We start from the raw sequence: 25012 nt of genomic DNA, 5'->3' as shown, positions 1-25012 counted from the left end.
CGGTGGTGAAGCTCTGACGGGTGAAGCTCTACCGGTGGTGAAGCTCTGCCGGTGGTGAAGCCCGCGTCGGATGCGGTGTGCCTCCCCCTCACGAGGGTGCACGCGGCCGCTCCGGGAGCGTCGTCACCTCTGGGGCGGCGTGTCGCTGCCGCTGCCCCGGCCGCCGTCCGGGATCACCGGGAGGGTCACCTTCGAGGGGTGTGCGGCGTCGTGCAGCACCGTCTGCCGCGCGGTGCGCGTCTCCGTCGACTCCCCGAGCCAGCTGCCGGTGTTGGGGTTCGGGTCGAACTGCGGGTAGTCGCTTGAGGAGATGTCGAGCCGGATGCGGTGGCCCTTCTTGAACACGTTGCTGGTCGGCCACACCTTGATGGTGTACTCGTACACCTTGCCCGGGACGATCGGCTTCGGGTCGCTGAGCGACTCGCGGTAACTGGCCCGTACGATCCCGCTGTTGAGGTTCACCGCGGTGCCGTCGGGGTGGACGTCGATCAGCTTGGCGGTCCAGTCGGTGTCGGGCGCCGAGGACTTGGCGTGCAGCTTGACCGTGATGGGCCCTGTGACCTCGGTGTCCTTGGTCAGCGGGGCGCCGGTGTAGACGGCGACGTCGGGGCGCTGCTCGATCTGCTGCTGGTCGTAGGGGCCCTGGGTGCTGATGGCCGCCGTGCAGCAGGAGTGTCCGCCGACGCTGGGCACCGGGTTGCGCGGGTCGTAGGCGTACTGGTCGGGCGGAGTGTTCTCGGCGGGCGGGGCCGTGGACAGCGTGCCGTCCTGGGTGTTCCCGGCGGCGTGGCCGGTGCTGGAGAGGTAGTAGTCGGTCCAGCGGGTCTGCGGGAGGGGCCAGGAGGGTGCGGTGCGCCATCGGTTGGCGCCCATGACGAAGTAGTCGACGCCGTTCTTCTTGACGCCGTTGTCCTTGCCCTTGAGGTGGTGGTCCCACCAGGCGAGCATCATCTCGTTGATGGGGCTGTTGCCCACCGGGCCGATCTGCTGCAGCATCGGGGCCGGTTTGCTGGTCGGGCGGCCCCAACCCGTGTGGTCCCAGGGGCCGATGACCAGCCGTTGGTTCGCGCGGGCCCGGGGCGAGCCGCCGCGCTCGACCATGCCCTGGTAGTTCTGGATCGAACCGTCCAGGAAGGCGTCGTACCAGCCCGCGTAGTTGAGGACGGGGATGTCGACCTTCTCGTAGTTCTCCTTCGGTGCCCACCGACGCCAGTAGTCGTCGTAGGTGCGGTGCTCGATCCAGTCGAAGAAGTACGGGGCCACCTTCGGGTCGCCGGGGTGGAAGGGCGCCAGGCGGTTGTACGGGGCGGTGCCCAGCCACTTGCTGACGTCCTTGTAGTCCCGGTTGATCCGGTGGTACGTGTCCCAGTCGCCGCGGTTGGCGGCGGCGGACGGGACGATCTTGCGCATGGCCCACGGGACGACGAAGTTCAGCCGGAACGCGCCGCCTTCGTAGGTCCAACCGTCGTAGTAGTCGTCGGAGGTCTTGTCGGGAACGATCGTCTTCAGGTGCGGCGGGCGCTCCTTGGCGGCCAGCCACTGGGTGGCGCCCACGTAGGAGGAGCCGTACATGCCCACCCTGCCGTTGGATCCCGGCAGCCGGGCCGCCCACTCCACGCTGTCGTAGCCGTCGTCGGCCTCGTGGGCGAACTCGTAGAAGTCGCCGTCCGATGCGTACTGGCCGCGGACGTCCTGCACCACGACGAGGTAGCAGTGCGAGGCGAACCACTGGGGCGACTGGTAGCTGGAGGGCTGGACCTCGGCCTCCTTCTTGTCGTACTGGGTCCGCATCAGGATGACCGGGACCTTCTCCGTGGTGCGCGGCCGGTAGACGTCCGCACGCAGCACGGTGCCGTCCCGCATGCGCGCGCCGACGTCCGTGGTCGTGCCCACCCGGCACGGTCCCTTCCCGGTGCTGGGCGGCCAGCTGCCGTCGTCCGGGCCCGGTCCGGCCGCAGGGGCGGCCGTCGCGCCGTCGGCGGCCTCGGCGCGGGTCCCGGAGGCGGTCAGAGCCAGCGGGCTCAGCACCAGCAGCGCGCAGGCCGCGGCGAGCGCGGGTCCGGCGGGCCTGCGCACGAGACGCTTCACCGGCGGGCCTCCCCGCCGCTGCCCGTGTGCAGCATGTCCGGGCCGATGTCCGCGATCTTCGTGCAGCCGGTCAGGCCCATCGTCAGGTCGAAGTCCGCGAGCAGGCCGCGCACGACGTGTTCCACGCCCGCGGCGCCGCCCAGTGCCAGCCCGTAGACGTACGGGCGGCCGAGGAGCACGGCCCGTGCGCCCAGGGCCAGCGCCTTGAACACGTCCGAGCCGCCGCGGACGCCGGAGTCGAAGAGGACTTCCGTCTCGGTGCCGACCTCCGCCACCACGTCGACCAGTGCGTCCAGGGCCGCCACCGCCCCGTCCACCTGACGGCCGCCGTGGTTGGAGACCACGATGCCGTCCATGCCGGCCCGTACCGCCCGGCGCGCGTCCTGCGGGTGCACGATGCCCTTCAGCACGATCGGCCCGTCCCAGTGCTCCCGCAGGAAGCCCAGTTCGTCCCAGGTGTGAGCCTTGCCGCTGAAGATCGGCAGCCACTGCATGGCCGCGCCCTGCGGGTCCTCCTCGACGGGCCTCGCCAGCCGGGAGCGGAAGACCGGGTCGGACAGCGGGATGGCCACCCCGCCGCCGCGCAGGAACGGCAGGTACGCCTGGTCCAGGTCGTGCGGGCGCCAGGCGAGCTGCCAGGTGTCCAGCGTGACGACCAGAGTCGTGTATCCGGCCGCGCGGGCGCGCCCCAGGATGCTGGCGGTCACCTCGTCGTCGTGCGGCCAGTAGAGCTGGAACCAGCGCTGTCCTCCGGCCCCGTTGGCCTCGGCGACCTCTTCGATGGTGTGCGAGGAAGCGGTGCTCAGCGCCATCGGCAGGCCGGTCGCGGCGGCCGCGCGCGCGGTGGCCAGCTCGCCGTCCGGGTGGACCAGGGACTGCACGCCGATCGGGGCGAGTACGACGGGGGCCGCCAGCTCTTCGCCCAGCACGGTGGTGCGCAGGTCCCGGGCGGTGGCGTCGCGCAGCATGCGCGGGACGATGCGGTGCCGGTCGAAGGCGGCGCGGTTGGCGCGGGCGGTGGCACCGGTGCCGGCCGCTCCCGCGATGTACCAGTACTCCTTGGGACCGATGCGGTCGCGGGCCACGCCCTCAAGGGCGGAGAAGTCGGTCGTGAACGGCGGGATCTCGTCCTGGAGTCCCCTCGTGTAGATCTGGAACTGGTAGTCGGCGTAGCCGCGTTCGGGTGCTGTCATGTGCTGATGTGCTCCTTTCGTTCGTCCTGTCCCAGCTGCCGCAGGATGCCGCGATAGGCCGTGGCCAGCCTTCCCAGGAAGGCGGTGGAGACACGGTCCGGCCGGCCCGCGAGGACCACCTCGGCGCCGCCCGCGTCGTCCGGCCACACCTCCGCCTCCAGTTCGTGCACCGCCCGTGGCTCCGGCTCACGTACCGCCTCCGTCGCACAGCCCTCCAGGGCCAACTGACCGGGCTGTGCCTCCTGGAGCGCGAACATCGTCTGGAAGAGCGGGTGCCGGGACCTGTCCCGCGCCGGGTCGGCGGCCAGCTGGACCACCTCCTCGAACGGCACGTCCTGCGCGGCCAGTCCGGCGTGGATGCCCTCAAGGAGCCGGGGCAGCGCGTCCGTTGTGCCGTCGCAGGCCGGGCGCACGCGGAAGCAGACGACGTCGATGAGGCAGCCGACGGCGTCGGCCGTGTCCGGGTGGTAGCGCTTGGCGACGGGGGCGCCCACCGCCAGGTCCCGTTGCCCGGTCTCCGCGCCGAGGGCCTCGGCGTAGGCCGCCAGCAGCACCGCGAAACGGGTGCTGCCGCCGCGCCTGGCCCGATCGTCCAGCGCCGCGTACTCGGCGGCCGAGAGGGAGAAGCGGGGCGGGGGGACTGCCCGGGAGACCGGGACCGCGCCGTCCGGGAGCACTGCGGCGGACGGCAGGCTCAGCGGTGGCAGTCCGTCCAACTCGCCGTGCCAGAAGGCGCGTTGGTCCTCCAGCGCGGTCTCGTCCACCTGGGCGCGGTGGCCCGCCAGGACGGCCGCGAGGGGTACGGGGTGCGCGGTGCGGGGCGCCTCGCCGCGCAGCCGGGCCGCGTAGGCCGCCGACAGGTCATCGGCCAGCGGCCGTGCGGAGCCGCCGTCGAAGGCGATGTGGTGCACCACGATGCCCAGCAGCCAGCCCTCGCCCTCTCCCGAAGGCACCATGGCGCAACGCCAGTTGACCCCTGCGCCGATGTCCAGCGGCCGGTCGAGGACGGTGCGCAGGGATGCGAGGGCGGCCGTGCCGTCCACGGCCGGGTCCAGGACGTGTACGTCCACGGAAGTGCCCGGACCGTCGTCGAGCACCGCCACCGGGCTGCGGTCGAAGACGTAGCGGGCGTGCAGCGCCTGGTGCCGCCGGTGCACGTCGTCCGCCGCCGCCCGGAACGCCCGCGGGTCGAAGCCGCCGCTCACCCGCCACAGCAGGACGCAGTGCGCCGAGGTGTCGGCCGGGTCGAGCTGCTGCGCGAACAGGAAGCCGCTCTGTACGGGGAGCAGCGGCAGCGGACCCACGTCCGCGGACTCCTCCAACTCCCCTTCTGCGGGCTTCACTTCGGGCTCCGCCCGCCGCTTCTCGATCCAGCGCGCGAGTGCGTGGACCGTCGGGCCCGCGATCAGTACGGAAGCGGGTACGGGGACGCCCGTACGAGCGCCGATACGGACGCACAGCCGGGCGCCGTCCAGCGAGGTGCCGCCCAGCTCGAAGAACGAGGTGTCGCAGGGGACCTCTCCCGGGGCCGTGCGCAGGACCTCCGCGAAGGCGGCGGCCACGTGGCCCGCCACCGAGCCGTCCTCGGGGGCGGCGGGCGGGTGCGGGTGCGCGTCCGTCCGGGGCCGGGCCGCTTCCGTACGTGCCATGACCGTGGCCAGCAGCGCGGCGGTGTCGAGCTTCCCGGTCTCGGTCAGCGGGAAGGCGTCCACGGCGGCCAGCGCCCTCGGCACCAGGTACTCCGGGAGCCGCTCGGCCAGCGCGCCGCGCACCGTCTCCTCGGGCACCGGGCCCGCGTCCTCGCGCACCGTGTACGCGGCGGCAAGACCCACACAGCCGCCGTCCGCCATCAGCGGGACGACGGCGCAGCGGAGCACCCCGGGCACCTGGGCCGCCCTGGCCTCCACCTCGCCCGGCTCGATGCGGTGTCCGCGCACCTTGATCTGGCGGTCGCGGCGGCCCGCGTAGTGCAGCGTCCCGTCGGCCGAGCGGAAGCCCAGGTCGCCGGTGCGGTAGACCCGGCGCGCGGTGCCGTCGTCCGGCGTGATCTCGACGAAGGCGCGCGCGGTCTGCTCCGGGTCCGCGAGGTAGCCGCGGGCAAGTCCGGCGCCCGCGACGCAGATCTCGCCGGTGGTGCCGGGGCCGACCGGCCTCAACTCCCCGTCCAGGACGAACACTTCGGTGCGTCCGACCGGCCTGCCCACCGGGATCTGTCCTCCGGGGGCCTCATTGTCGGCGGCGTCGGCGACGTCGGCGGCCGAGATCCGGTGGGCGGTGGCGAAGACCGTGGTCTCGACGGGTCCGTAGCCGTTCACCAGGGCGATGCGGGGGTGCGCCCGCAGGAAGCGGCGGACGTGGTCGGGCGAGAGCCGCTCACCGCCCACCATGAGCTGCCGCAGCCCCTGGAAGCAGCCCGGGTCCTCCTCCACGAACAGGTGGAACAGTGAGGCGGTGAGCCACAGTGTGTTCACGCCCGCCCTGCGCACCAGGTCGCGCAGGCCGTCCGCCGTCAGATAGGGCTCGTCCACCAGCACGGCCGTGCCGCCGTTCAGCAGCGCTCCCCACAGCTCCAGGGACGCGGCGTCCCAGGGCAGCGGGGCGGCCTGCGGCCAGACCGTGCCGGGGCCGAGGTCCGCGAAGCGGGCCTTCGGCTCCGTCGGCGCGAACAGCCGTACCGTTCCCGCGTGCGGGGAGAGCACGCCCTTGGGGCGGCCGGCGCTGCCCGAGGTGAAGAAGACGCAGCAGGTGTCCGTCTCCTGTACGGGTACGGAGAGCGGCGGCGGGGCATCGCCGGTGGCGGCGGCCTCGGCGAGGTCCTGGCCCGGCGTCCACACCGGGACCGGCAGGCCGCTCGCGGGTACGTGCGAGGGGTCCGCGGCGATCAGCGGGGCGTCCGCCTGCCGGGTCAGTTCGACGATCCGGGCCGCGGGCCAGCGGGGGTCCAGGGCCGCGTAGGCGGCGCCGAGTTTGAGTACGGCCAGGATCGTCGCCACGCAGCGCGGGGAGCGCGGCAGCAGTACCGGCACGATGTCCCCTGCGCGTACGCCCGCCGCTGCGAGTGAGGCCGCGTAGGCGTCCGACGCGCGGTCCAGCGTCCGGTAGTTCACGGGCCGTTCCCGGTGGAGCAGTGCGGTGGCCCGCGGGTGTTCCGCCGCCCGCCGCCGGAAGACCTCATGCACCAGCGTCATCACGCACCCCCGGATCCCAGCCGCTGCGGCCGGTTGTCGTCCACGTACCGATCGTTGCGCTCCTCGGTGTCCGGCACGGCCGGCCCGTCCAGTACTGCCGCACCGTCCGCACCTTCCAGCACGGCCGCACCGTCCAGCACGGCCGCACCGTCCAGCACGGCCGCACCGTCCTCCCGTGGGGCCGGCCGTCCCCATCGCAGCGCCGCCCCGATGCACGCCAGACAGCCCGCGCCCAGGACCACGGACAGCAGCCAGGGCCGTCCGCCGGTGAGCAGCCAGCCGCCGAGCAGCGGGCCCAGGACCAGGCCGCCGGACATGGCCGCGGAGTAGGCGCCGTTGTACCGGCCGCGCACCCGGTCGCTGGCGAGGGTGTTGACCAGCGTGGGCAGCGCCACGGCCAGCAGCGCCTCCCCGACGGCGAACACGGCCAGCGCGGCGATCGTCAGCGTGGCCTGCGCGGGCGTGCCGTCGCTCGTGGTGGCCAGCAGGAGCAGCAGCCAGCACCCGGCCCAGCTCGCGGAGGTCCCGGCGAGCAGAACGGCGGGCCGGGAGCGGGAGATCCGGGTGACCGCCGTGAACTGGATCAGCACGACGCAGCAGGTGTTGGCCACGAACGCCCACGCCATGATCCGCGCGTCCATGCCGCCCACCGCGACCAGCCCTGGAATGCTGGACTCCAACTGCCCGTACCCCACCACCATCAGGACGACGGTGAGGGCCAGCACCTTGAGCAGCGCGCGGTCCCGGAGGACGACGCCGTAGCCGCGGGGGCCGGCCTCGGGGGCCGCCACCGCCGCGACGACCTCCGCCTTCGGCTGCCGTCCCAGTGCGAGGACGAGGACGGCTCCGGACACCAGGAACGACAACCCGTCGACGACGTACAGGAGTTGGAAGCGGGCGGGGTCGGCCGTCGAGGCGAGGATCCCGCCGAGTACGCCACCGATCCCCACGCCCACGTTGAGCCCGACGAACTGGAGCCCGAACGCGGTGGAGCGGGCCTCTCCCTCCGTGCTCCGCGCGATGGCGGTGTTCCACACGGAGAGCATCGCTCCGTAGGCCAGCCCGTAGACCAGCCCGGCGAGCACTGCGCCCCACACCCCCGTGACCAGGGCGAAGGAGGCGGTGCCCAGGGCGGCGGTCGCCATCGCGGCGGCGGCCGTTGCGCGCAGCGAGTAGTGGTCGGCCATGCGTCCGGCCAGCAGGCCGCCCAGCAGCGAGGCCACCGCGATCACCGAGATGACGGCGGTGGCGGTGCCGACGGGCAGCCCGCGCACCCGGGTCAGGTACAGGACCAGGAAGGGCTGCACCAGACCGGTGCCCACCGAGCTGATCACGTTGGCACCCATCACCGCCTGGGTGCGCACGGGGAGTTGCCGCAGCGCGGCAACCGACTGGATCTTCACGGCCGGGCGGTCTCCTGCTCCCCGGAACCGGCGGCCGTCACCGGGGAACCGGCGGCCGTCACCACGGCGCCGACGGCCCGCAGCGAGGCGTCGGCCAGGAGTGCGCTCAGGGCCACCGGGGCGTCGAACTCCTCGCGCAGCCTCTGCACCAGGGACATGGCCTGGAGGGACGTGCCGCCCAGGGCGAAGAAGTCGTCGTTCGGGCCGAGGTCCTTCCCGGTGTCCAGGTCCAGGATCTCGCGCCAGATTCCGGCGACCCTCTCCTCTACGGTCGGCATGCGTTCATTCCTCCACGGGACGTCACGGGTCGGAGCAGGACCGCGGCGACGTGCGCCGCGCTTGAGCCGAGGAGTACGACGGTGGACGACGCGTCGCCCTGGGCCGTACGGTCGGCGAGATTGATCAGCGGGTCGCTGCCCAGACAGTGCGCGGTGCGCGGGACGTTGTCCAGATACAGCTGTTCCTCGGTGAATCCGGCCTCGCCCAGGAACACCCGCAGGGTGTCCCTGGAGAGGTTGCTGGGCAGCACGGCACCGGCTCCCAGCTCGCGGGCGGTCAGCCCCGTGGCGGCCCACAGGTCGGCGAACACCCCTTGGTACGCAGCGAGTTGGGCGCCGAGTCGGCGGCCGGACGGCACCGGCTCGAAGAGCTCGTGGGCGATCCGGCGGGCTCCGCCGAGCACCTCCCAGCCGTGCCGCCGCCCCGAGACCACGGCCGCGGCGGCCCCGTCGCCCGCGACGGCCGCGCCGCCCAGCACCACTCTGGAGTCCGGCAGCACCGTACGCACCAGGTCGCCGGAGACCACCAGGACCGTGCCTGACGCGCCGGACCTCACCAGGGACGCCGCGACGTCGAGTGCGGCGGTGGCGGTGGAGCAGTCGGCCAGGCCCAGCATCAGCGGGTAGGCGCGGCGCAGTCCGAGGCCGCTCAGCAGCTCCATGACGGCATGCCGGGCCGGGCCTGCGGACGGACTGCCGGACGGGCCGTCGGCGGGCAGCGACTCGGTGGCGAGCAGCACGGTGTCCACCGCCGCCGGGTCGGTCCCCGAGGCGTCCAGGGCGCCTTGCACGGCCGGGCCGATGAGGCCGAGGATGTCGCCCTCGGCCTCCCGGTACTCGACGAAGCCGGTGCCCGGGTCCGGTGGTCCGGCCGCGTACTCGGGGAGTTCGGCGACCTTTCTGCGGAGCGCGCCCAACTGCGCGGCGCAGCCGTGCACATAGGCCGCCGTCGCGGCGCTCGCCCCCGCCGTCGCGGAGCTCACCCCGCCCCCTCTCCGGCCCGTTCCACGGCGGGCAGCGGGCGCGCGCCCAGCAGCACGGCCGCCAGGTGGGAGATTCCGGCGCCGAGGAGGATCAGCCGGTCCTCGGCGCGGTCCTCCTGCGCCGGTCCGCCGGTCTTCGCCTCCGCGAGCCGGTCGGCGAGGTTGATCAGCGGGTCGCTGCCCAGGCAGTGCGCGATCCGGCCGACGTTGCCCAGGGCCAGCCTGGCGCCGCCGTAGCCGACGTCGGAGAGGTAGATCTCCAGCACGTTGCGCGCGAAGTTGCTGGGCAGGACGGCCCGCACCTCTTCGGGCTTGAAGGGGTGGCGGTCCGCGAGCCGGGCGAACAGTTCGCGGTGCGCGGCGATCCTGGACGCCAACTGTCGGCGCGGGGAATCCTCCCGGACGGGTTCCGGGGCGGTGTGATGGGCCATGCCCAGCACCGGCAGCCCCGCCGCGGTGGCCGACACCAGGGCGGTGGCCGCGGCGTCACTGGCGATGGCCGCGCCGCCCGCGACGATGCGTTCGCCGCCGGTGGCACGGTCGGCCAGGTCGCCGGAGACGACCAGGACGTGCCGGGCGCTGCCGTCCCGGACCAGCGAGGCCGCGGTGCCCACGGCTGCCATGGCGGTGGCGCAGTCCATCAGGCTGAGCGTGCTCGCGGTGGCCCGGGTCAGCCCGGCCTCCGCGAGCAGTTCGGCGACGTCCCGGTGGGCGGAGCGGCCTGGGGGCAGCGAGTCGGTGGCCAGCAGCACCAGATCGACCTCGTCGCCCGGCACCCCGGCCTCGCCCAGGGTGCGCTGGGCGGCGGCCGCCATCAGCTCCCCCACCGGCGCGTCCGACCAGCGGTAGGTGTCGAACCCGGCGGCCGGCGCGGTCAGTTCGGCCGCCGCCCGGGGGTCGGCCAGCAGCTCGGGGAGCTCGGTGACCGGGTCGGCGTACTCGCCCAGTTCGTAGGCCGGGGCGCTCAGCCGTGCGGTGATCACCCCTGCCCTCCGGCTGCGCCGCGCGCGTCGGCCGCACCGTCGGCCGCCGACTCGGCCAGCGCCGTGAACCGTTCGGCGAGGCGGCGTGCGGTGGCCGCGTCGTACAGCTCGGTGTCGTACTCCAGCCAGCCGTGCGTGCCGTCCGGGCCCGGGTAGACGGCCAGTGTCAGGTCGTAGCGCGTGGTGCCCTTGTCCAGGTCGGCGGTGTCCGCGCGGGCGCCCTGGATCTCGCGGCCGTCCGCCCCGAGGTTGTCGAAGACGAAGACCACGTCCAGGAGGGGGTGGGTGCCCGGCACCCGGGGGTGCTCCGCCCCGGCCGCGATCAGCTCGCCCGGATACGCGGCGTGCCCGAGGCCCGCCCGGGTCGCCGTGCGGACGGCGCGGGTGCGGGCGCCGTGCGAGCCGTCGTCCGCCTCCCGCAGCCTCACCGGCAGCACGTTGAGCAGATAGCCGGCCACTTCGGTGGTGCCGGGCCGGTCCCGGCCCGCGGTGAACGTGCCGAGCAGCACGTCCTGTTGTCCGCCGAACTCGGCCAGCGCGGACCAGGCCACGGCCAGCCATCCGGTGTACGCGGTGGCCGCCTCGCGCTGCGCCGCCGCGGCGATCCCCTCGGTCACGGCGCGGGACACCGCGAACTCCACCCGGCCGCCGCCGCGCGCGGTGCCGTCGGCGGGGCGCGGCCGGTCGGTGGGCAGCGGCGGCGGCGCGTCGGCCACCTCGCCGGCCCAGTACGCGGCCGCAGCCCGGCCGGCCGGGCCTTCGAGCCACTGCCGCTGTTCCCCGGCGAAGCCGCTGAAGGCGGGCGCGGCGGCGGGCGCGGTGCCCTCGGGCCGGGCCAGCTCGTCCAGCAGCAGTTCGAAGGACCATGCGTCGAAGACCAGGTTGTGCACCACGACGAGCAGCCAGGACTCGTCGGGGGCCGGCCCCTCGGCGAGGGTGACCCGCAGCAGCGGTCCCGCCGTCAGGTCGAACGGCTCGGCGGCCAGTTCCCGGGCCAGCCGGTGGGCATCGGCGGCGCCGGTGACGCGGGTGCGGGTCAGCCGGGGCGGCAGGTGCTCGTGCACCACCGGCCGGATGTCCCGGCCGCGCACCTCGGAGCCGCGCTCCCCGGAGCCGCGCTCCCCGGAGCCGCGCTCCCCGGAGCCGCGCTCCCCGGAGCCGCGCTCCCCGGAGCCGTGCTCCTGGAGGCCGTGCTCCTCGAAGGTGGTGCGCAGCGCCTCGTGCCGCTCGGCGAAGCCCCTGACGCGCTCGCCGAGCCGGTCGAGGTCCACGGGGCCGCCGGTGAGGTGCACGGCCTGGCAGACCACGTCCACCGGGCTGCCGGGCAGCCGCTGCTGGGTCTGCCACAGCCGGTGCTGGCCCGGGGTCAACCGGCCCTGTCCCGGCACTGCTTGGCGGTTGATCCGGTCGCGCAGGCGGGCCCGCTGGCCGGGGGTGAGGTCGGCGAGCCGGGCGGCGAGGTCGGCCCGGGAGGGGGCGGCGGTCATGCGTAGCGCCTCCGGAGTTCGTTGAGGTGGCTCAGGCTCTGCACGACGAGCTCCTCGTCGACCCCGAAGTCGATCAGGCAGGCGATCTCGTTGACGCCCATGCCCCCGAAGCGGTCGACCACGGCCGCGCAGGAGTCCGGGGTGCCGAGGAGCGCGCCCTTCTCGAAGTACTTGTCGAAGGCGAACCTGATCAGTTCGTCCTGGTCGTCGGAGGAGATGTCGCGGACGCCCGCGCCCGGCGCGAGGTTCTTCTTCTGCGAGTCGATGACGGTGAAGAAGGACCGCAGGTAGTCGCTGAAGGGTGGCCAGACGGTCTCCCGGACCTCCTCCAGGTCGGTGCCGATGAAGGTGTGCAGCATCAGCGTGACCGTGGTGCTCTCCGGGTCGTGCCCGTACTCCTCCAGGGTCTTGTAGTAGAGGGCGAGCTTCTCCTCCAGCTCCTCGTTGGTCATGTCGATGAGCGCGGTCAGGATGTTGCAGCCGAGCCGTCCGGCCGTCTCGAAGGTCTCCGGGTTCTTGGAACAGGTGAGCCAGATGGGGAGTTCGGGCTGGACGGGCTGGGGATGCAGCTCCACCTCGACGTGGTTGCCCAGGCCGTCCTGGACGTAGACCGGCGCGCCCTCCCACAGCTCGCGGATGGTGCCCACCGCGTCGAAGGTGCGTTGCCTGCGGTCGGACCAGCCGTCCGGCCTGATGGCGAAGTCCAGCGGGCTGAAACCGGTGGCCAGGGCGATGCCGGCCCGCCCCCGGGAGAGGTTGTCGACCACCGCCCACTCCTCGGCGACCCTGATCGGGCTGTGCAGCGGCAGGATGACGCTGCCGGCCCGGATCTGCAGGCGCTGGGTGTGCATGGCCAGGGCGGCGCCGAGCACCGAGGGGTTGGGGTAGAGACCGCCGAACCGGTGGAAGTGCCGCTCCGGGGTCCATATCGCGGTGAAGCCGTTCTCGTCCGCGTAGCGGGCCGCGTCGAGCACGAACCGGTATTTGTTCTTCTCGTCCCCGGAGAAGAAGATCAGGCTGAAGTCCACGGTCAGCGCTCCTGTTCCTTGTCGCCGTCCTGCTGGGCGTCGGCCAGCAGGCGTTCGATGTCGTCCGGGTCGAGTTCGGCCAGCAGCGCCGCCAGCGACTCGATGTCGTCCTCGCCGCTCCCTGCGGTTGCGTCCGCCCCGGTCGCGGTCTCCGTCCGGGCGTCCAGGCGCTCCTGTACGAACGTGGCCAGCGCCCTGGGCGTCGGCTCGCCGAGCACGTCCGCCAGCGGCACCTCCACCGAGAACTGGTCGCGCAGGTTCGACAGCAGCCGCACGATCAGCAGGGAGTCGCCGCCGAACTCGAAGATGTCGGCGTCCAGCGGCATCTCCTCGGCGCCCAGCGCGTCGCGCACCAGGCGCGCCACCTGGCCGACGAGGTCGTCCCCGGCCTGCTCTCCTTCGGTGCCCGCCGCCGCGACGGCGCCCGCCGCGGGCCGCGCGATCCGCTCGTCGCGCACCCACTGGTCCAGGCGGTGCCCGATGTCCCAGGTGGAGACGGCGACGTGGGAGACGTCGCGCAGCGTCAGCAGACGGCGGACGGCCTCCAGCCCCTCCTCGGGCTGGATCGCCTTGTCGTCCATGCTGCGGCCGATGGCGGAGATGGCCCGCTTCTCGTCCTGGTGGTGCTGCCACACGTCCCAGGCGGCGCTGATCCACACCGTACGGTCCAGGCCCCGGTTGGCGCGTTCGGCGGCCGCGTCCATGAAGTGGTTGGCGGCGCCGTAGCCGAGCAGCCGCAGCCCGCCGAGCACACCGGCCAGCGAGGAGAGCAGCAGGGCGAAGTCCACGTCGTGGTCGGCCAGGACCTTCTCCAGGGCGATCTGTCCGTACGCCTTGGAGGCGAAGTGCCACTCGCACTGCTCGACACTGGCCGCGGTGATCGCCCGGTCCCACTGCTCGCTGGGCAGTCCTGCCGCGTGCACGACGCCGTTCAACGCACCGAAGTGGGCGGTGACTTGATCCACCGCGGCACGCAGCGCTTCCTCGTCGGCGACGTCCGCGTGGACGAGGAAGGGCCGGTCGCCGTCGCTCTCCAGGGCGCGCAGCCGCTGGATGCGCAGCGACGTCCCGTCGTCGTCCTCGTGGCTCTCCAGCCAGCCGTCCCACTCCGCGCGGTCCGGGAGCGGATCGCGGGTGAGCAGCGCCAGGCGGGCGCCGGGGCACTCGCGGCGCAGCCAGTGCGCGAGAGTGGAGCCGATCTCGCCGAGGCCGCCGGTGATGAGGTAGACGCCGTCCTCGCGCAGCCGGGAGGCCGCCTTGGCGGTCCAGTCGGCGCGTACCGGAGCCATGTCGGTGATCCAGCGGGTGGCGCCGCGCAGCGTGGTGGCCACCTCGGGGCGGCGCTGCCCGGCCAGTTCGGCGGCGAGCGTGCGCAGCGAGTGCTCGTCGACGGCGGCCGGCAGGTCGAAGTGCCGGGCGCCGATGTTGCCGTGCTCCTGGCCGATGACGCGGGCGGCGACGGCGAGGGTGACGAGTTCGGCCGCCGGTTCCGGCTCGGCCGGGGTGACGGCGTAGGCGCCCGCGCTGATCAGGTCGAGCTGCAGCGGCTTGGTGACGCCGTGTTCGCTGAAGGCCTTGACCAGCGCGATCAGGCTGTAGAGGCCGTGGCGTTGGGCGCTCTCGAAGCGTTCCTTGCCGCGTTCGGCGGGCAGCGGTGCGGTGGACCAGGCGTGCAGCACCCGGTCCGGCAGCCGCTCGTCCGCCAACAGGTCGGCGACGAGGCGGGCGTGGTCCTCCTCGGAGTCCGGCCGCAGCGTCCAGGTGTCGCCTTCCCTCCCGTACGCGGCTCCGGCCCGTACGGTGAGCACCTCGCCCTCGAAGGCGTGCGCGGCGATCCGGCCGGCGGTGCCCTGCTCGTCGGCGAAGAGCAGTACGGGGTCGGTGACCGGTTCGGCGGCCGCGTCGAGGGTGCCGACGGCGGGGCGCCACACGGGCGCGGAGAACCACTGGTCGAGCGGCAGCTTGCGCACCCCGTTCCCGGTGCCGCCGCCCGCCCCCGTCAGTGTCCCGGTGCCGGGCTCGACCCAGTAGCGGGTGCCTTCGAAGGGGTACGTCGGCAGCGGCACCCGGCCGCGCCCGCGGCCCGCGTAGTAGCCCTGCCAGTCCACGGGCAGTCCGGCCGCCCACAGCCGGCCGAGGGCGGCGGTGACCGCGGTCAGGTCGGCGCCCGCGTCCCGCCCGCGGGCGGCGGAGGTCACGACCGGTACGCCGGTCTCCCGGTCCGGGTGGCGACGGGTGAAGGTGGCCAGCGTCTGGCCGGGTCCCACCTCCAGGAAGACCGGGGCCTCGCCGTCCAGCACCGTGGCCAGGTTGTCCGCGAACCGTACGGTCTCGCGCAGGTGCCCGCCCCAGTACGCGGGGTCGGTGGCCTGCTCGTCGGTGATCCAGGTGCCGGTCCTGTTGGACAGGAAGGGGACCTCGGGGCGGCGCAGCGGGACGCCGCGCAGCAGCTCGGTGAGCGGGCCTACGGCCGGGTCCATCATGGCCGAGTGGAAGGCGTGCGAGGTGACGACCTTGCGGTGGGCGACGCCGTCGGCGGTGAGGCGGGTGGTGAGCGCGCGGACGGCTTCCCTGGATCCGGCGACGGTGCACACCGCAGGCTCGTTCACCGCGGCGAGCGCGACCCGTCCGGTCCCGGAGTCCTCGGATTCTCCGTCGAGGTACGGGGCGAGTTCCTCGGGCGAGAGCATCACCGCGGCCATCACGCCACCGGGCAGCCCGTCCACGAGTCGGCCGCGCTCGGCGATCACCCGCAGCGCGTCGGGGAGCGCGAAGACCCCGGCGAGCGTGGCGGCGACGTACTCGCCGACGCTGTGCCCGACCAGCGCGGCCGGGCGCACGCCCCAGGCGGCCCACTGCCGGGCCAGCGCGTACTCCACCGTGAACAGCGCGGGCTGGGTCAGCCGGGTGCGGCCCAGGTCGTACGGGGTGCCGGTGTACTCCCGAAGCCGGGGGTAGAGGGCGTCCCGCAGGTCCAGGCCCAGGTGCGGCTTCAGCAGCTCCGCGCACTCGTCCAGCACCTGGCGGAACACCGGGAGGTGCTCGTACCAGCCCTGGCCCATGCCGGGGTGCTGGGTTCCCTGGCCGGGGAAGAGCAGTACGACGGGCCGGTCGGCGGGCTGTCCGGAGTCCTGGTGGGTGAAGCGCGGGTCGCCGCTGCGCAGTGCGCGCACGGCCGTCTCCCGGTCCGGGGCGGTGATCACAGCACGGTAGTTGAAGGTGCGGCGGGCGGTCGCCAGGGTGTGGGCGGCGTCCTCAAGGGCGGTGTCGCCGAGCCCCCCGGATGCGTCCTGCCCCGTTGCCGCTGCCGTGGCTGCCGTGGCCTCCAGGTGGTCCGCCAGCTCCTGGCGCGCCTTCTCCAGCGCGGCCGGGGACTTCGCCGAGAGCGGCAGCAGCGCGACGGGGGCGGCGGGCGCGGCGGGCCGTGCCGCCGGATCGGGGGCAGGGGCCTCCTCCAGTACGACGTGTGCGGTGGTGCCGCCCATGCCGGTGGAGGTGACCGCGCAGCGCAGCGGGCCGCCGTCGGCCTGCGCCTGCCACGGCTCGGTCTCGGTGCCGATGCGGAAGCGGGTGCCGTCGACCTCGCACCGCGGGTTCCACTCGGTGAAGTGCGGGGTGGGCACCAGCGTGCGGTGGCGCAGCATCAGCACGCACTTGATGAGCGACGTGACGCCGGCCGCGGTGCTCAGATGGCCGAGGTTGGCCTTCACCGAACCGATCGTCAGCGGCGGCGCGCCGTCCACCTGGTAGGACTGTGCGGCGGCGGCCAGTTCGATGGGGTCGCCCATCGTGGTGCCGGTGCCGTGGGCCTCCAGGTAGCTGACGGTCGCCGGGTCCACGTCCGCGACGGCCAGCGCCTCCGCGAGGACGGCGGCCTGGCCGGTGACGCCCGGTGCGCTGTAGCCGACCCGGTCGGCGCCGTCGTTCCCGATCGCGGAGCCGCGCAGCACCGCCCAGACGGTGTCGCCCTCGGCGAGTGCGTCCGACAGGCGCTTGAGCACCACCACGCCGACGCCGTTGCCGAAGACCGTGCCGTCCGCGTGCGCGTCGAAGGGCCGCACCGTGCCGGTCGCCGAGGCGATCCCGTCGGTCTCGTGGAGGTACCCCGCCTCCTGCGGGAAGCGCAGCGCCACGCCTCCGGCCAGCGCCACGTCGCACTCCTGCCCCAGCAGGCTCTGCGCCGCCTGGTGCACCGCCACCAGCGAGGTGGAGCAGGCGGTCTGCACGGAGAGGCTCGGGCCGGTGAGGTTGAGGTGGTAAGAGGCCCTGGTGGAGAGGTAGTTGGGGTCGTTCCCCATCAGCGCGGACAGGTCCTGGCGGAGCTTGGGCAGCGAGCCCCCGAAGCCCTTCTCGCCGGTCAGCACGTTGTGCAGCAGGTAGGTGCTGTTCAGCGCGCCCGCGAAGACGCCGATGCGGCCCTCGTACTGTTCGGAGTCGTGGCCGCTGTGCTCCAGCGCCTTCCAGGAGGACTGCAGGAACAGCCGTAGCTGCGGGTCCATCCGCTCGGCCTCGCGGGCGCTGAGGTAGAAGAAGGAGGCGTCGAAGAGGTCGGCGTCGTCGACGGTCGCGGCCCTGCGCACGTAGCGGGGGTCCGCCAGGGTCCTGCTCTCCACCCCGGCTGCGGCGAGCTGTTCCTCGTCCACGTCGCGGATCTGGTCGGTGCCCGCGAGCAGGTTGCGCCAGAACTCGTGGTGGTCGCGGGCGCCCGGCAGCCGGCAGTCCAGCCCGACGACGGCGATCCGTCCGTCGAGATCGGCGCCGTCCGCCACGGCGGCGTAGGGGCGGTCAGTCACAAGTACCTCCTGTGTGAGGGGAGTTCGGCGGCGGAACGGCCGGTCCTGCGTGCGGCGGGTCCGGTGGCGGCACGGCCGGTCGGGTGCGGGCCGCGGTGCGGCGGGCGCCGCCGCGGGCCGCGGCGCGTCTGCGGGCGCCCCGTGCGGCGGGCGCCCCGGAATCCTCCGGGGGGTCCGCCCGGCCGCTGCCGATGAGCCGCACCAGCGCGCGGACGGTCGGTGCCCGGTACAGGTCGGTCATCCGCAGTCCGGGCGCGACGGTCCTGGTGAGCAGTTCGTGGACGGCGGCCACCCGCAGGGAGGTACCGCCCAGATCGAAGAAGTTGTCGTCCAGGGCGACGGCGCCGGTGCCGAGCACCTCGCGCCACGCCTCGGCCACGGCCCGCTCCAGCGGCCCGGCGCCGCGTACACCCGCGTCCGGTCCCGGCTCCCGGGCGGCGAGGGGGTCGGGCAGTGCCGCCCGGTCGATCTTGTGGTTCGGCGTCAGCGGAAGCGCGTCCAGCAGGACGTACGCGGTGGGTACGGCGTGGTCGGGCAGCACCCCGCGCAGCGTCGCCCGCAGCACGGCAGGTTCGGCCCGCGCTCCGTCGGCCACCACCAGGTACGCGGCCAACTGCCGCTCGCCCAGCCGGTCGGTGAACGGCATCACCACGGCCTCGCGCACCTCGGGCAGGCCCTTCAGCGCGCTCTCCACCTCCCCGGTCTCCACCCGGATCCCGGAGATCTTCACCTGGAAGTCGCGGCGCCCGATCAGCAGGAGCGTGCCGTCCGGCAGCCGCCGGGCGAGGTCCCCGGTGCGGTAGGTGCGGCCGTCCGGGACCGCGCCGGGCGCCAAGTAGTCGCTGGCGACGACGAGTTCACCCTCGCCCGGCCCCTCGACCGGCTGCCCGCGCTCGTCCTGGAGCCACACCTGGGTGTCGGCCGCCGGGAGGCCCAGCGGGAAGACGCCGGTCGGCGGCCGGTAGTCCCTGTCTGCCACCCGTAACAGAGCGCAGGAGCACTCGGTGGAGCCGTAGGCCCCGGCGACCCGGCAGTGCTCGGCGAACGCCCGCCGGGCGGCGTCGAGATCGGCCAGGTGCAGGGTGTCACCGCCGAGGGCGAGCATCCGCATGGCGGGCAGTGCCGTCCGCCGCGACTCCATGGCCCGCACCAGGGCCCGGAACACCGGGAGCGTGGAGTGGTAGACGGTGAGGTCCTCGGCCGCCATCCACTCCAGCAGGCCGCTGATGCCGAGCGACTTGAGGTCGACGGGGTACAGGGCCGCGCCGTTGAGCAGGGCTGCGAAGGTGTCCTGCACCGCCGAGTCCCAGCTGTACGCGGACTGCAGGGTGAGCCGGTCCCGCGGGCCGACGCCCAGGCCGTCGGTCCACACCCGCGTGTGGTGCAGCACGTTGCGGTGGGTCTGCGCGACCGGCTTGGGCCGCCCGGTGGACCCGGAAGTGTAGAGGACGTACGCCTCCCCGTCGGGCCGCGCCCGCACTTCCGGGTCCTCGCTCTTCCCCGCCCGCCGGGACGCCAGGTCGTCGTACACCAACACCGGCTGCTCCTCGGCCAGTTGACCGGCCAGAGCCAGGTGCGGTGCGGTGGCGACCAGGGCCCGTACGCCCGCGTCCCGCGCCATGAGGGCGAGGCGTTGTTCGGGGTAGGCGGCGTCCAGCGGTACGTAGGACAGTCCGGCGTGCAGCACGCCGAGCAGCGCCGCGATCATCTCCGCACCGTGCGAGAAGAGCAGGCCGACGCGGTCGCCGGGGCGCAGCCCGGCAGCGGCCAGCGAGGCGGCGATCCGGGACGCGCGCCCGGCGGTCTCCCGGTAGGTCCAGCGCACCTCGGGGGTGACCACGGCTTCCCGTTCCGGGTGGGCGGCGGCCTGCTCCAGGAAGCGGTGGACGAGCGTTCCGGCCTGCTCGGCGGGCGGGAACGGCCGGTGTCCTGTGGGTATTTCGGTCAGGGACGTGGTCACGGCGTCGCACCCCTTTCCGTCCCGTCGACCGGGCCGTGGGAGAAGAGCACGGCGGGGTGCGCGGGTCGCTCGCGCAGTTGTGCGTAGGCCTCGGCGGCCCGTTCCAGCGGGAAACGCGGCAGTTCCATGGCGGCGGGGCGGATCCCGCCCGAGCGGATCAGGTCCAGTGCCCGCTGGAGGTTCTCGGTGACCGTGCCCTCGCCGTCAGGCGCCGTGACGTCGGTCAGTCCGCGGGCGTAGGAGGCGTCCCGGTATCCGGCGCCGCAGCGGGCCGCGTACCGGATGTCGAGGTTGCCGAGCTCCACGCTGAAGTCGATGTGTGCCGCGAACCGGCCGACGCCGACCAGCCGGGGGCGTCCCGGGGCCCGGCCCGCCCAGCGGGCCGCCGCCGCGACGGTGGCGCCGGCGTCCCCGGTGCCGCAGAGGAAGACGCACCGGCCGCCGTTCCCGGCCCGTCCGGGGTCCGAGCCCTCCCGCTCCGTCGCGAAGTACGCCCCGTCGGCGGTGGCCAGTCCGAGGGCCGCCGCCGTACGCAGCCGCTCCGGGCGGAGGTCCAGCAGGGTGACGGGGACGCCCCGGGCCACCACGGTCTGGGCCACCAGCTGGCCGACCATTCCGGCGCCCACCACGGCGACCTCGTCCGCGGGTTCCAGTACCGCCCGGTCCACGGCGTGCACGGCGGTCGCCGCAAGACCCGCCACCACCGCGTCCGCCAGGTCCAGGCCGTCCGGGACCCGGCGGCACAGCCGGTGCGGCACGGTGACCGCTCCGCTGTGCACGGCCTCGTCCCAGCCCATGGCGATCACCCGGTCGCCCGGCGCGAACCCGGGGGCCTGCGGGCCGACGGCTTCCACCACCCCGGCCGAGCAGTACCCGAGGACGAAGCGCTCGCCGGTGCGGGCCGACCGGTCCAGATAGTGCAGCTCGGTGCCCGGACTCACCAGGCTCCACTCGGCGCGCAGCCGTATCTCGCCGCGGCCCGGGGGCCGGCGCAGCACATCCTCAAGGACCGGATCCGTACCGCCCGCTGCCACCAACTGCCGTACGGGCAGCGGGAGTACGTCACCGGACGGGCCGGCTGTCGGGGCGTCCGGCACCCGTCGCAGCGACCGGACCGACGCCTGTTCAGTCATCGCCGCACTCCCTCGTCGTCCCCTCTGCCTGCTGCTTCCCCGCCCGGTCCGGCGCCGGGATCCACCGCTCGTCCGGCACGACGTCCAGTTCCTCGCGGTGTCCGGGGATCGGACCCAACGGCACTGCCCGGTCGCCGCGTTCGTAGCTGGCGCGCCGGTTGCGCTTGCGCTCCAGGCCCAGGTTGAGGCCCGCCAGGTCCACCGGTTCGTGGGTGAACAGCCCGTGCTCCCGGGCGGCGGCCACCGCATCGGCGCCTGCCGCGGTGCGGATGAACACCCGGCCGTGCTTGGTCTGCCCCTCGCCGCTCACGCTCGCGGCGAAGATGTTCGGGTCGCCGTCGCTGACGCTCACGTCGGCCAGCCCCGACATCCAGTCCCCGCAGGACAGGCAGCGGTACGTCTTGTTGCCTGCGAAGTCCCGGACCGCCTGCCAGAACTGCACCTCGTGGTCCATGCCGTCCCGCGTGCGGATGCCGATGTTCCCGGGGTACTCGCCCTCGCGGTAGCGCAGTCGCACCACCGACTCGACGGGTACGTGGGCGCGTTCACGGATCACCGCGGCGGTGCCCTCGGGGCGTGTGCTCGACGAGCAGGCGGGCTCGACCAGGAGCACCACGCGATCGCGTGCCCACCGCCCGGCTTCGGTGTCCATGGCCTGGAGCTTGCGCATCGCCTGGATGTGGCAGGCCACGCCGGACATGGCGACCCGGGCGTCCGGCTCCTCGGTCATCATCTTCCGCAACAGGCCGAGATACGGGGCGAGTTGATAGGTGGACTGGGCGGTCTCCACCAGTTCACCCGGATCGCGGGTCAGCGCGGGCGCCGCCCGCCAGGGCTCATCGGCGTCCCGCCCCATGGACAGCACCGCCGTCACGCCCAGCTCACGCATGGCGGTCTGCAGCAGCGCGGTGAGGCTGCCGCCGCTGGCGGACGCCTCGTACACCACGGGGTCCAGCGCGTGCCCGGCGACCACTTCCTCGAAGACCCCGGTCCAGCGCTCCTGCGGGGTGCGGGTGCGGCCGAACAGCCGCTCCTCGGTGGCCGGGGTGCCGGGGTCGGCCCCGGGGCACACGTCCACGCAGTCGGTGCACTCCCCGCAGTCGGCGGCGGTCCAGGAGGCCACGGTGAGCACCGGGTCCAGCCCCTCGAAACCGATCACCCCGGCCGGGCAGGCCAGCTCGCAGACCCCGCACACGGTGCACAACTCCGGTTCCAGTACGTCCCTTTCAAGCTGCTGGAAGCTCATAAGCGACCGCCTTCCGACAAGGGCGCACCGTGTGACGCGGCATGCCGTGTTCCGCCGTCGCGGCCGGCCCCGGTGTGCTCCTCCTGCCGGGCCGCTTCGGCCACCGCCGCCCCGATGCCCTCGATCAGGAACCGGTAGCCGTCCTCGTCCAGCAGCGCCGGCGGCACGATCTTGACGGTGGCGCCCTCGGGCCCGCCGCCGAACAGCAGCAGCCTGCCGCGCAGGGCGCCGCCCGTGACGGCCCGCGCCAGCTCAGGATCGGGCCGCCCCTCCCGTACACAGTCGAAGGCCGCCAGCGCACCGGCCGTCCGGACCGCCCGCATCCAGGGGTGCCGGGCGGCCAGCGCTTCAAGGTCGGCACGCAGCCGCGCGCCCAACTCCCGCGCCCTGCCCGCCACGTCCTCCCGTACGACGATGTCCAGTACGGCTTCGGCGGCCGCGCAGGAGACCGGATGCCCGGAGAAGGTGGAGGTCTGCACGCCCGGCGGCAGCGCGTCGAGCACCGCACGCTCCCCCACCACGGCGCCGACCGGGAACCCATTGCCCAGGGTCTTGCCGAGCAGCGTCAGATCCGGCTTCTCGGTCATCAGCTCGGCGGTGAAAAGCCGCCCGGCCCTGCCGAGCCCGGTGTAGATCTCGTCCAGCACCAGCAGCGCGCCCCGGGAGTGCGCCTGCCGGGCGATCTCGTCGAGCAGCGCCGGCGGTACGTCCAGAACCCCCTCGGTCACCTGGACCGGTTCCAGGACCACGGCCGCGGTGCCGCCGCGCCGGTCGGCGGCGTCCAGCGCCGCGGACAGCCCGGCCGCGAAACCGGCGACGTCGTCGGCTCCCGGCTCCCGGGGGTCGGGCAGTTCCGCGATGACGACCGGCGGGGAGCCTTCGGCGCCGTCGTCCGCGGAGCCGTCTTTCCCGTAGCCGTCTTTCCCTGAGCCGTCTTTCCCGTAGCCGTCTTTCCCGTAGCCGTCTTTCCCTGAGCCGTCTTTCCCGTAGCCGCTGTAGGTCTTGAACTCCGCGCGCCAGGTGAGTGCCAGCGCCCCGGCCGTCTTGCCGTGGAAGCCGTAGCGGAAGCCGACCACGGCCCGGTGCCCGGTGGCCGCACGGGCGATCTTCAGCGCGGACTCCACCGCCTCCGAGCCGGTCGCGGTGGGCAGCACCGCGGGCTCCTCGTACGGCGACAGTGCGCAGAGCCGCTCGATCATCCGTCTGCGGACGTCCGATGCCAGCTTGCAGCCGGTGTGGGCCAGGCGTGCGGCCTGGGCGGTCACAGCGGCGGTGACCTCGGGGTGCTGGTGTCCCAGCGTCGCCGCGCCGCTGCCCGCGGTCCCGTCGAACCAGGCGGTGCCGTCCTCGGTGTAAAGCCAGGGACCGCTGCCACCGCTGAACTCCGGCCCCAGGGCGCTCCCCGTGGACCGCGCTTCGGCACCCACATCACTGTTCATCACCGGAAGTCCTTCGTTCGGTTCGTCGGGTCCTCTGCGATCCGGGCGCCGACGGCCCGCTGCACATCGGCGAAGTCGGGAAACGACGTGCGGTGACAGGCGCCGCCCCGCACCGTGGTGCGCCCGGACAGGCACCCCGCGAGCGTCGCGGCGGCCATCGCGATCCGGTGGTCCTCGAAGCCCGGCACCTCACCGGCCCGCAGCGGTGCGCCGCCGCGCACGGTCAGTCCGTCCTCGGCCACCTCGACCCGGGCGCCGAACGCCCCGGCCATCCGTGCCGTGGCCGTCAGCCGGTCCGTCTCCTTGAAGCGGAGCTCCTCCGCGCACCCGATCCACGACACTCCCGGCAGCCGGGCCGCGACCAGGGCCAGCAACGGCACCTCGTCGATCAGCGCGTGCAGCAGTGCGGGCTCGTCCACCCGGACGGACTCGACCCGGTCCAGTCCGCCCCGGACCACCACGGTCCCCACCGGTTCGCCGCCGCGCGCGTGCCCGCCCTCCCAGGAATTCCCGTGCGGGTCCTCGTAGGAGATGTCGGCCCCGCTCGTGCGCAGCACGTCGAAGAAGCCCGTGCGGGTCGGGTTCAGACAGACGCCCGGCACCCGCAGCGTCCCGCCGTCGCCCCACAGCAGGTGCGCCGCCACGGGATACGCCGCCAGGGACGGATCGCCCGGCACGTCGATGACCTCCGGCACCTCGAACGCCGCGCCGTCCCAGACGAGTTCGTCGTCGTCCTCGTGCAGTCCGCCGCCGAACGCGGCGAGCATCCGCTCGGTGTGGTCCCGGGAGCGCACCGGGTGCCGTACGGTCGCCGGCAGCCCCGCGGCGGCCACGGCCAGCAGCACGGCGGACCGCGCCTGCGCGCTTCCCACCCGCAGCTTCACCGTCCCCGAGCGGCACACCGCCCCCTTGACCCGGACGGGAAGGCGGCCTTCGTCCCCCAAGTAGGCGATGTCCGCGCCCAGTTCGACCAGCGGATCGATCAGCCAGTCCATCGGGCGGTGCCGCAGCACCTCGTCACCGTCCACCACCGCCGCGGTGCCGCTGCCCGCCAGTACCCCGATCAGCAGCCGGGCCGCGGCGCTCGACCCTCCGGTCTCCAGGTACGGCACGCCCTCCGGCCAGCCGGACACGTCCGGGTGGTCGCGCACCTGCTGCGGCACCGGTAACGCGCCGCGCCGCACGGTGAGCGTGCTGCCGTCCGTACGGGTCTCCACCCCCAGCGCCCGCATCGCGGGCAGCAGCGCACGCACGGCGCCGCCCAGGTTGGCGTTGCGCACCGTCAGCACCTCGGGCGCGCCGGGCAGCAGCGCCGCCAGCAGCGCCCGGTGGGTGACCGACTTGTCCCCCGGCACTCCGACGCTCAACGCGTCGGCGCCGACGGCCTCCTCACTCCGCCCGCCGTCCACCGCCAGGTCCGCCGAGTCGGTACCCGGCTTGTCGAATACCTTCCGGGCCCCTCTCCGGGCGTCAAGCACACCTTGCTCCTGTTCCTGGACTTCGGGGACCTACGAGCAGACCAACAGCGCGGGAAAAGAAAAGGAAAAACCTCGGTCAAATCCACGGCCGTCGTCACGGAAACGAACCGGTGGCCGCAGTGGAAATAAACCGGCCACCGTGGCGGAAACGAACTGGTGAAAGATACAGAATCCGCTGACAGCGCACCCCTTCCACCTTGCTCGACAAGCCGTGACCACGGCCTCGCGACGAGCCCGACTCAATCACCCGCACAGAGCAACTGTCAATGAAACGTTGACCGCTTCAACAAGTCTCACCAGTCACCCAACACCTCTGAAATACAGACCACTTC

15 protein-coding genes and 1 pseudogene are annotated in these 25012 nt (G+C 73.7%); all 16 read right to left on the bottom strand.

The window, feature by feature from the left end:
- Positions 1-123 precede the first annotated feature (123 nt).
- On the bottom strand, positions 124-2088 hold the full coding sequence (locus tag ACH4SP_RS11105; protein ID WP_398412980.1) for a CocE/NonD family hydrolase: 1965 nt from the start codon (positions 2086-2088) through the stop codon (positions 124-126).
- Entirely contained in the window at positions 2085-3281 is a 1197-nt protein-coding gene (locus tag ACH4SP_RS11100) for an alpha-hydroxy-acid oxidizing protein (protein ID WP_398412978.1), read from the bottom strand. Before ACH4SP_RS11100 ends, ACH4SP_RS11105 begins: the two co-directional genes overlap by 4 nt.
- Complete coding sequence (locus ACH4SP_RS11095; RefSeq protein WP_398412976.1) at positions 3278-6469, bottom strand: amino acid adenylation domain-containing protein; 3192 nt, start codon at positions 6467-6469, stop codon at positions 3278-3280. Before ACH4SP_RS11095 ends, ACH4SP_RS11100 begins: the two co-directional genes overlap by 4 nt.
- The gene (locus ACH4SP_RS11090; protein WP_398412973.1) at positions 6469-7872 is read right to left on the bottom strand and encodes an MFS transporter; all 1404 of its coding nucleotides are present in this window, start codon (positions 7870-7872) and stop codon (positions 6469-6471) included. The genes ACH4SP_RS11095 and ACH4SP_RS11090 overlap by 1 nt, the downstream gene beginning before the upstream one ends.
- Complete coding sequence (locus tag ACH4SP_RS11085) at positions 7869-8150, bottom strand: acyl carrier protein (RefSeq protein ID WP_398412970.1); 282 nt, start codon at positions 8148-8150, stop codon at positions 7869-7871. Before ACH4SP_RS11085 ends, ACH4SP_RS11090 begins: the two co-directional genes overlap by 4 nt.
- A complete protein-coding gene (locus ACH4SP_RS11080; protein ID WP_398412968.1) occupies positions 8138-9133 on the bottom strand; it encodes an acyl carrier protein in 996 nt (331 codons plus the stop codon). Before ACH4SP_RS11080 ends, ACH4SP_RS11085 begins: the two co-directional genes overlap by 13 nt.
- Complete coding sequence (locus ACH4SP_RS11075) at positions 9130-10116, bottom strand: acyl carrier protein (protein WP_398413535.1); 987 nt, start codon at positions 10114-10116, stop codon at positions 9130-9132. Before ACH4SP_RS11075 ends, ACH4SP_RS11080 begins: the two co-directional genes overlap by 4 nt.
- Positions 10113-11180, bottom strand: coding sequence for a condensation domain-containing protein (locus tag ACH4SP_RS11070; RefSeq protein ID WP_398413533.1), 1068 nt, complete (start codon positions 11178-11180; stop codon positions 10113-10115). The genes ACH4SP_RS11075 and ACH4SP_RS11070 overlap by 4 nt, the downstream gene beginning before the upstream one ends.
- A 67-nt stretch (positions 11181-11247) precedes the next feature.
- Positions 11248-11463: pseudogene (locus tag ACH4SP_RS11065) on the bottom strand (pentapeptide repeat-containing protein); the annotation flags it as partial.
- 136 nt (positions 11464-11599) lie between these two features.
- On the bottom strand, positions 11600-12631 hold the full coding sequence (locus ACH4SP_RS11060) for a MupA/Atu3671 family FMN-dependent luciferase-like monooxygenase (protein WP_398412966.1): 1032 nt from the start codon (positions 12629-12631) through the stop codon (positions 11600-11602).
- A gap of 2 nt (positions 12632-12633) precedes the next feature.
- Complete coding sequence (locus ACH4SP_RS11055; protein WP_398412963.1) at positions 12634-17424, bottom strand: SDR family oxidoreductase; 4791 nt, start codon at positions 17422-17424, stop codon at positions 12634-12636.
- A complete protein-coding gene (locus ACH4SP_RS11050) occupies positions 17417-19384 on the bottom strand; it encodes a non-ribosomal peptide synthetase (protein ID WP_398412961.1) in 1968 nt (655 codons plus the stop codon). Before ACH4SP_RS11050 ends, ACH4SP_RS11055 begins: the two co-directional genes overlap by 8 nt.
- The gene (locus ACH4SP_RS11045) at positions 19381-20517 is read right to left on the bottom strand and encodes a 3-hydroxyacyl-CoA dehydrogenase NAD-binding domain-containing protein (RefSeq protein WP_398412959.1); all 1137 of its coding nucleotides are present in this window, start codon (positions 20515-20517) and stop codon (positions 19381-19383) included. Before ACH4SP_RS11045 ends, ACH4SP_RS11050 begins: the two co-directional genes overlap by 4 nt.
- On the bottom strand, positions 20510-21763 hold the full coding sequence (locus ACH4SP_RS11040; RefSeq protein ID WP_398412957.1) for a Coenzyme F420 hydrogenase/dehydrogenase, beta subunit C-terminal domain: 1254 nt from the start codon (positions 21761-21763) through the stop codon (positions 20510-20512). Before ACH4SP_RS11040 ends, ACH4SP_RS11045 begins: the two co-directional genes overlap by 8 nt.
- On the bottom strand, positions 21760-23202 hold the full coding sequence (locus ACH4SP_RS11035) for an aminotransferase class III-fold pyridoxal phosphate-dependent enzyme (RefSeq protein ID WP_398412955.1): 1443 nt from the start codon (positions 23200-23202) through the stop codon (positions 21760-21762). The genes ACH4SP_RS11040 and ACH4SP_RS11035 overlap by 4 nt, the downstream gene beginning before the upstream one ends.
- Positions 23202-24680 carry a 3-phosphoshikimate 1-carboxyvinyltransferase gene (locus ACH4SP_RS11030; RefSeq protein WP_398412953.1) on the bottom strand — a complete coding sequence of 493 codons (1479 nt, stop codon included), beginning with the start codon at positions 24678-24680 and terminating at the stop codon, positions 23202-23204. Before ACH4SP_RS11030 ends, ACH4SP_RS11035 begins: the two co-directional genes overlap by 1 nt.
- Between the last annotated feature and the right edge of the window lie 332 nt (positions 24681-25012).

This window comes from Streptomyces sp. NPDC021093, from assembly GCF_044333135.1.
Classification (GTDB): domain Bacteria; phylum Actinomycetota; class Actinomycetes; order Streptomycetales; family Streptomycetaceae; genus Streptomyces.
Note: the sequence above shows the minus strand (reverse complement) of the source record. Positions and strands in the feature narration are given on the sequence as shown.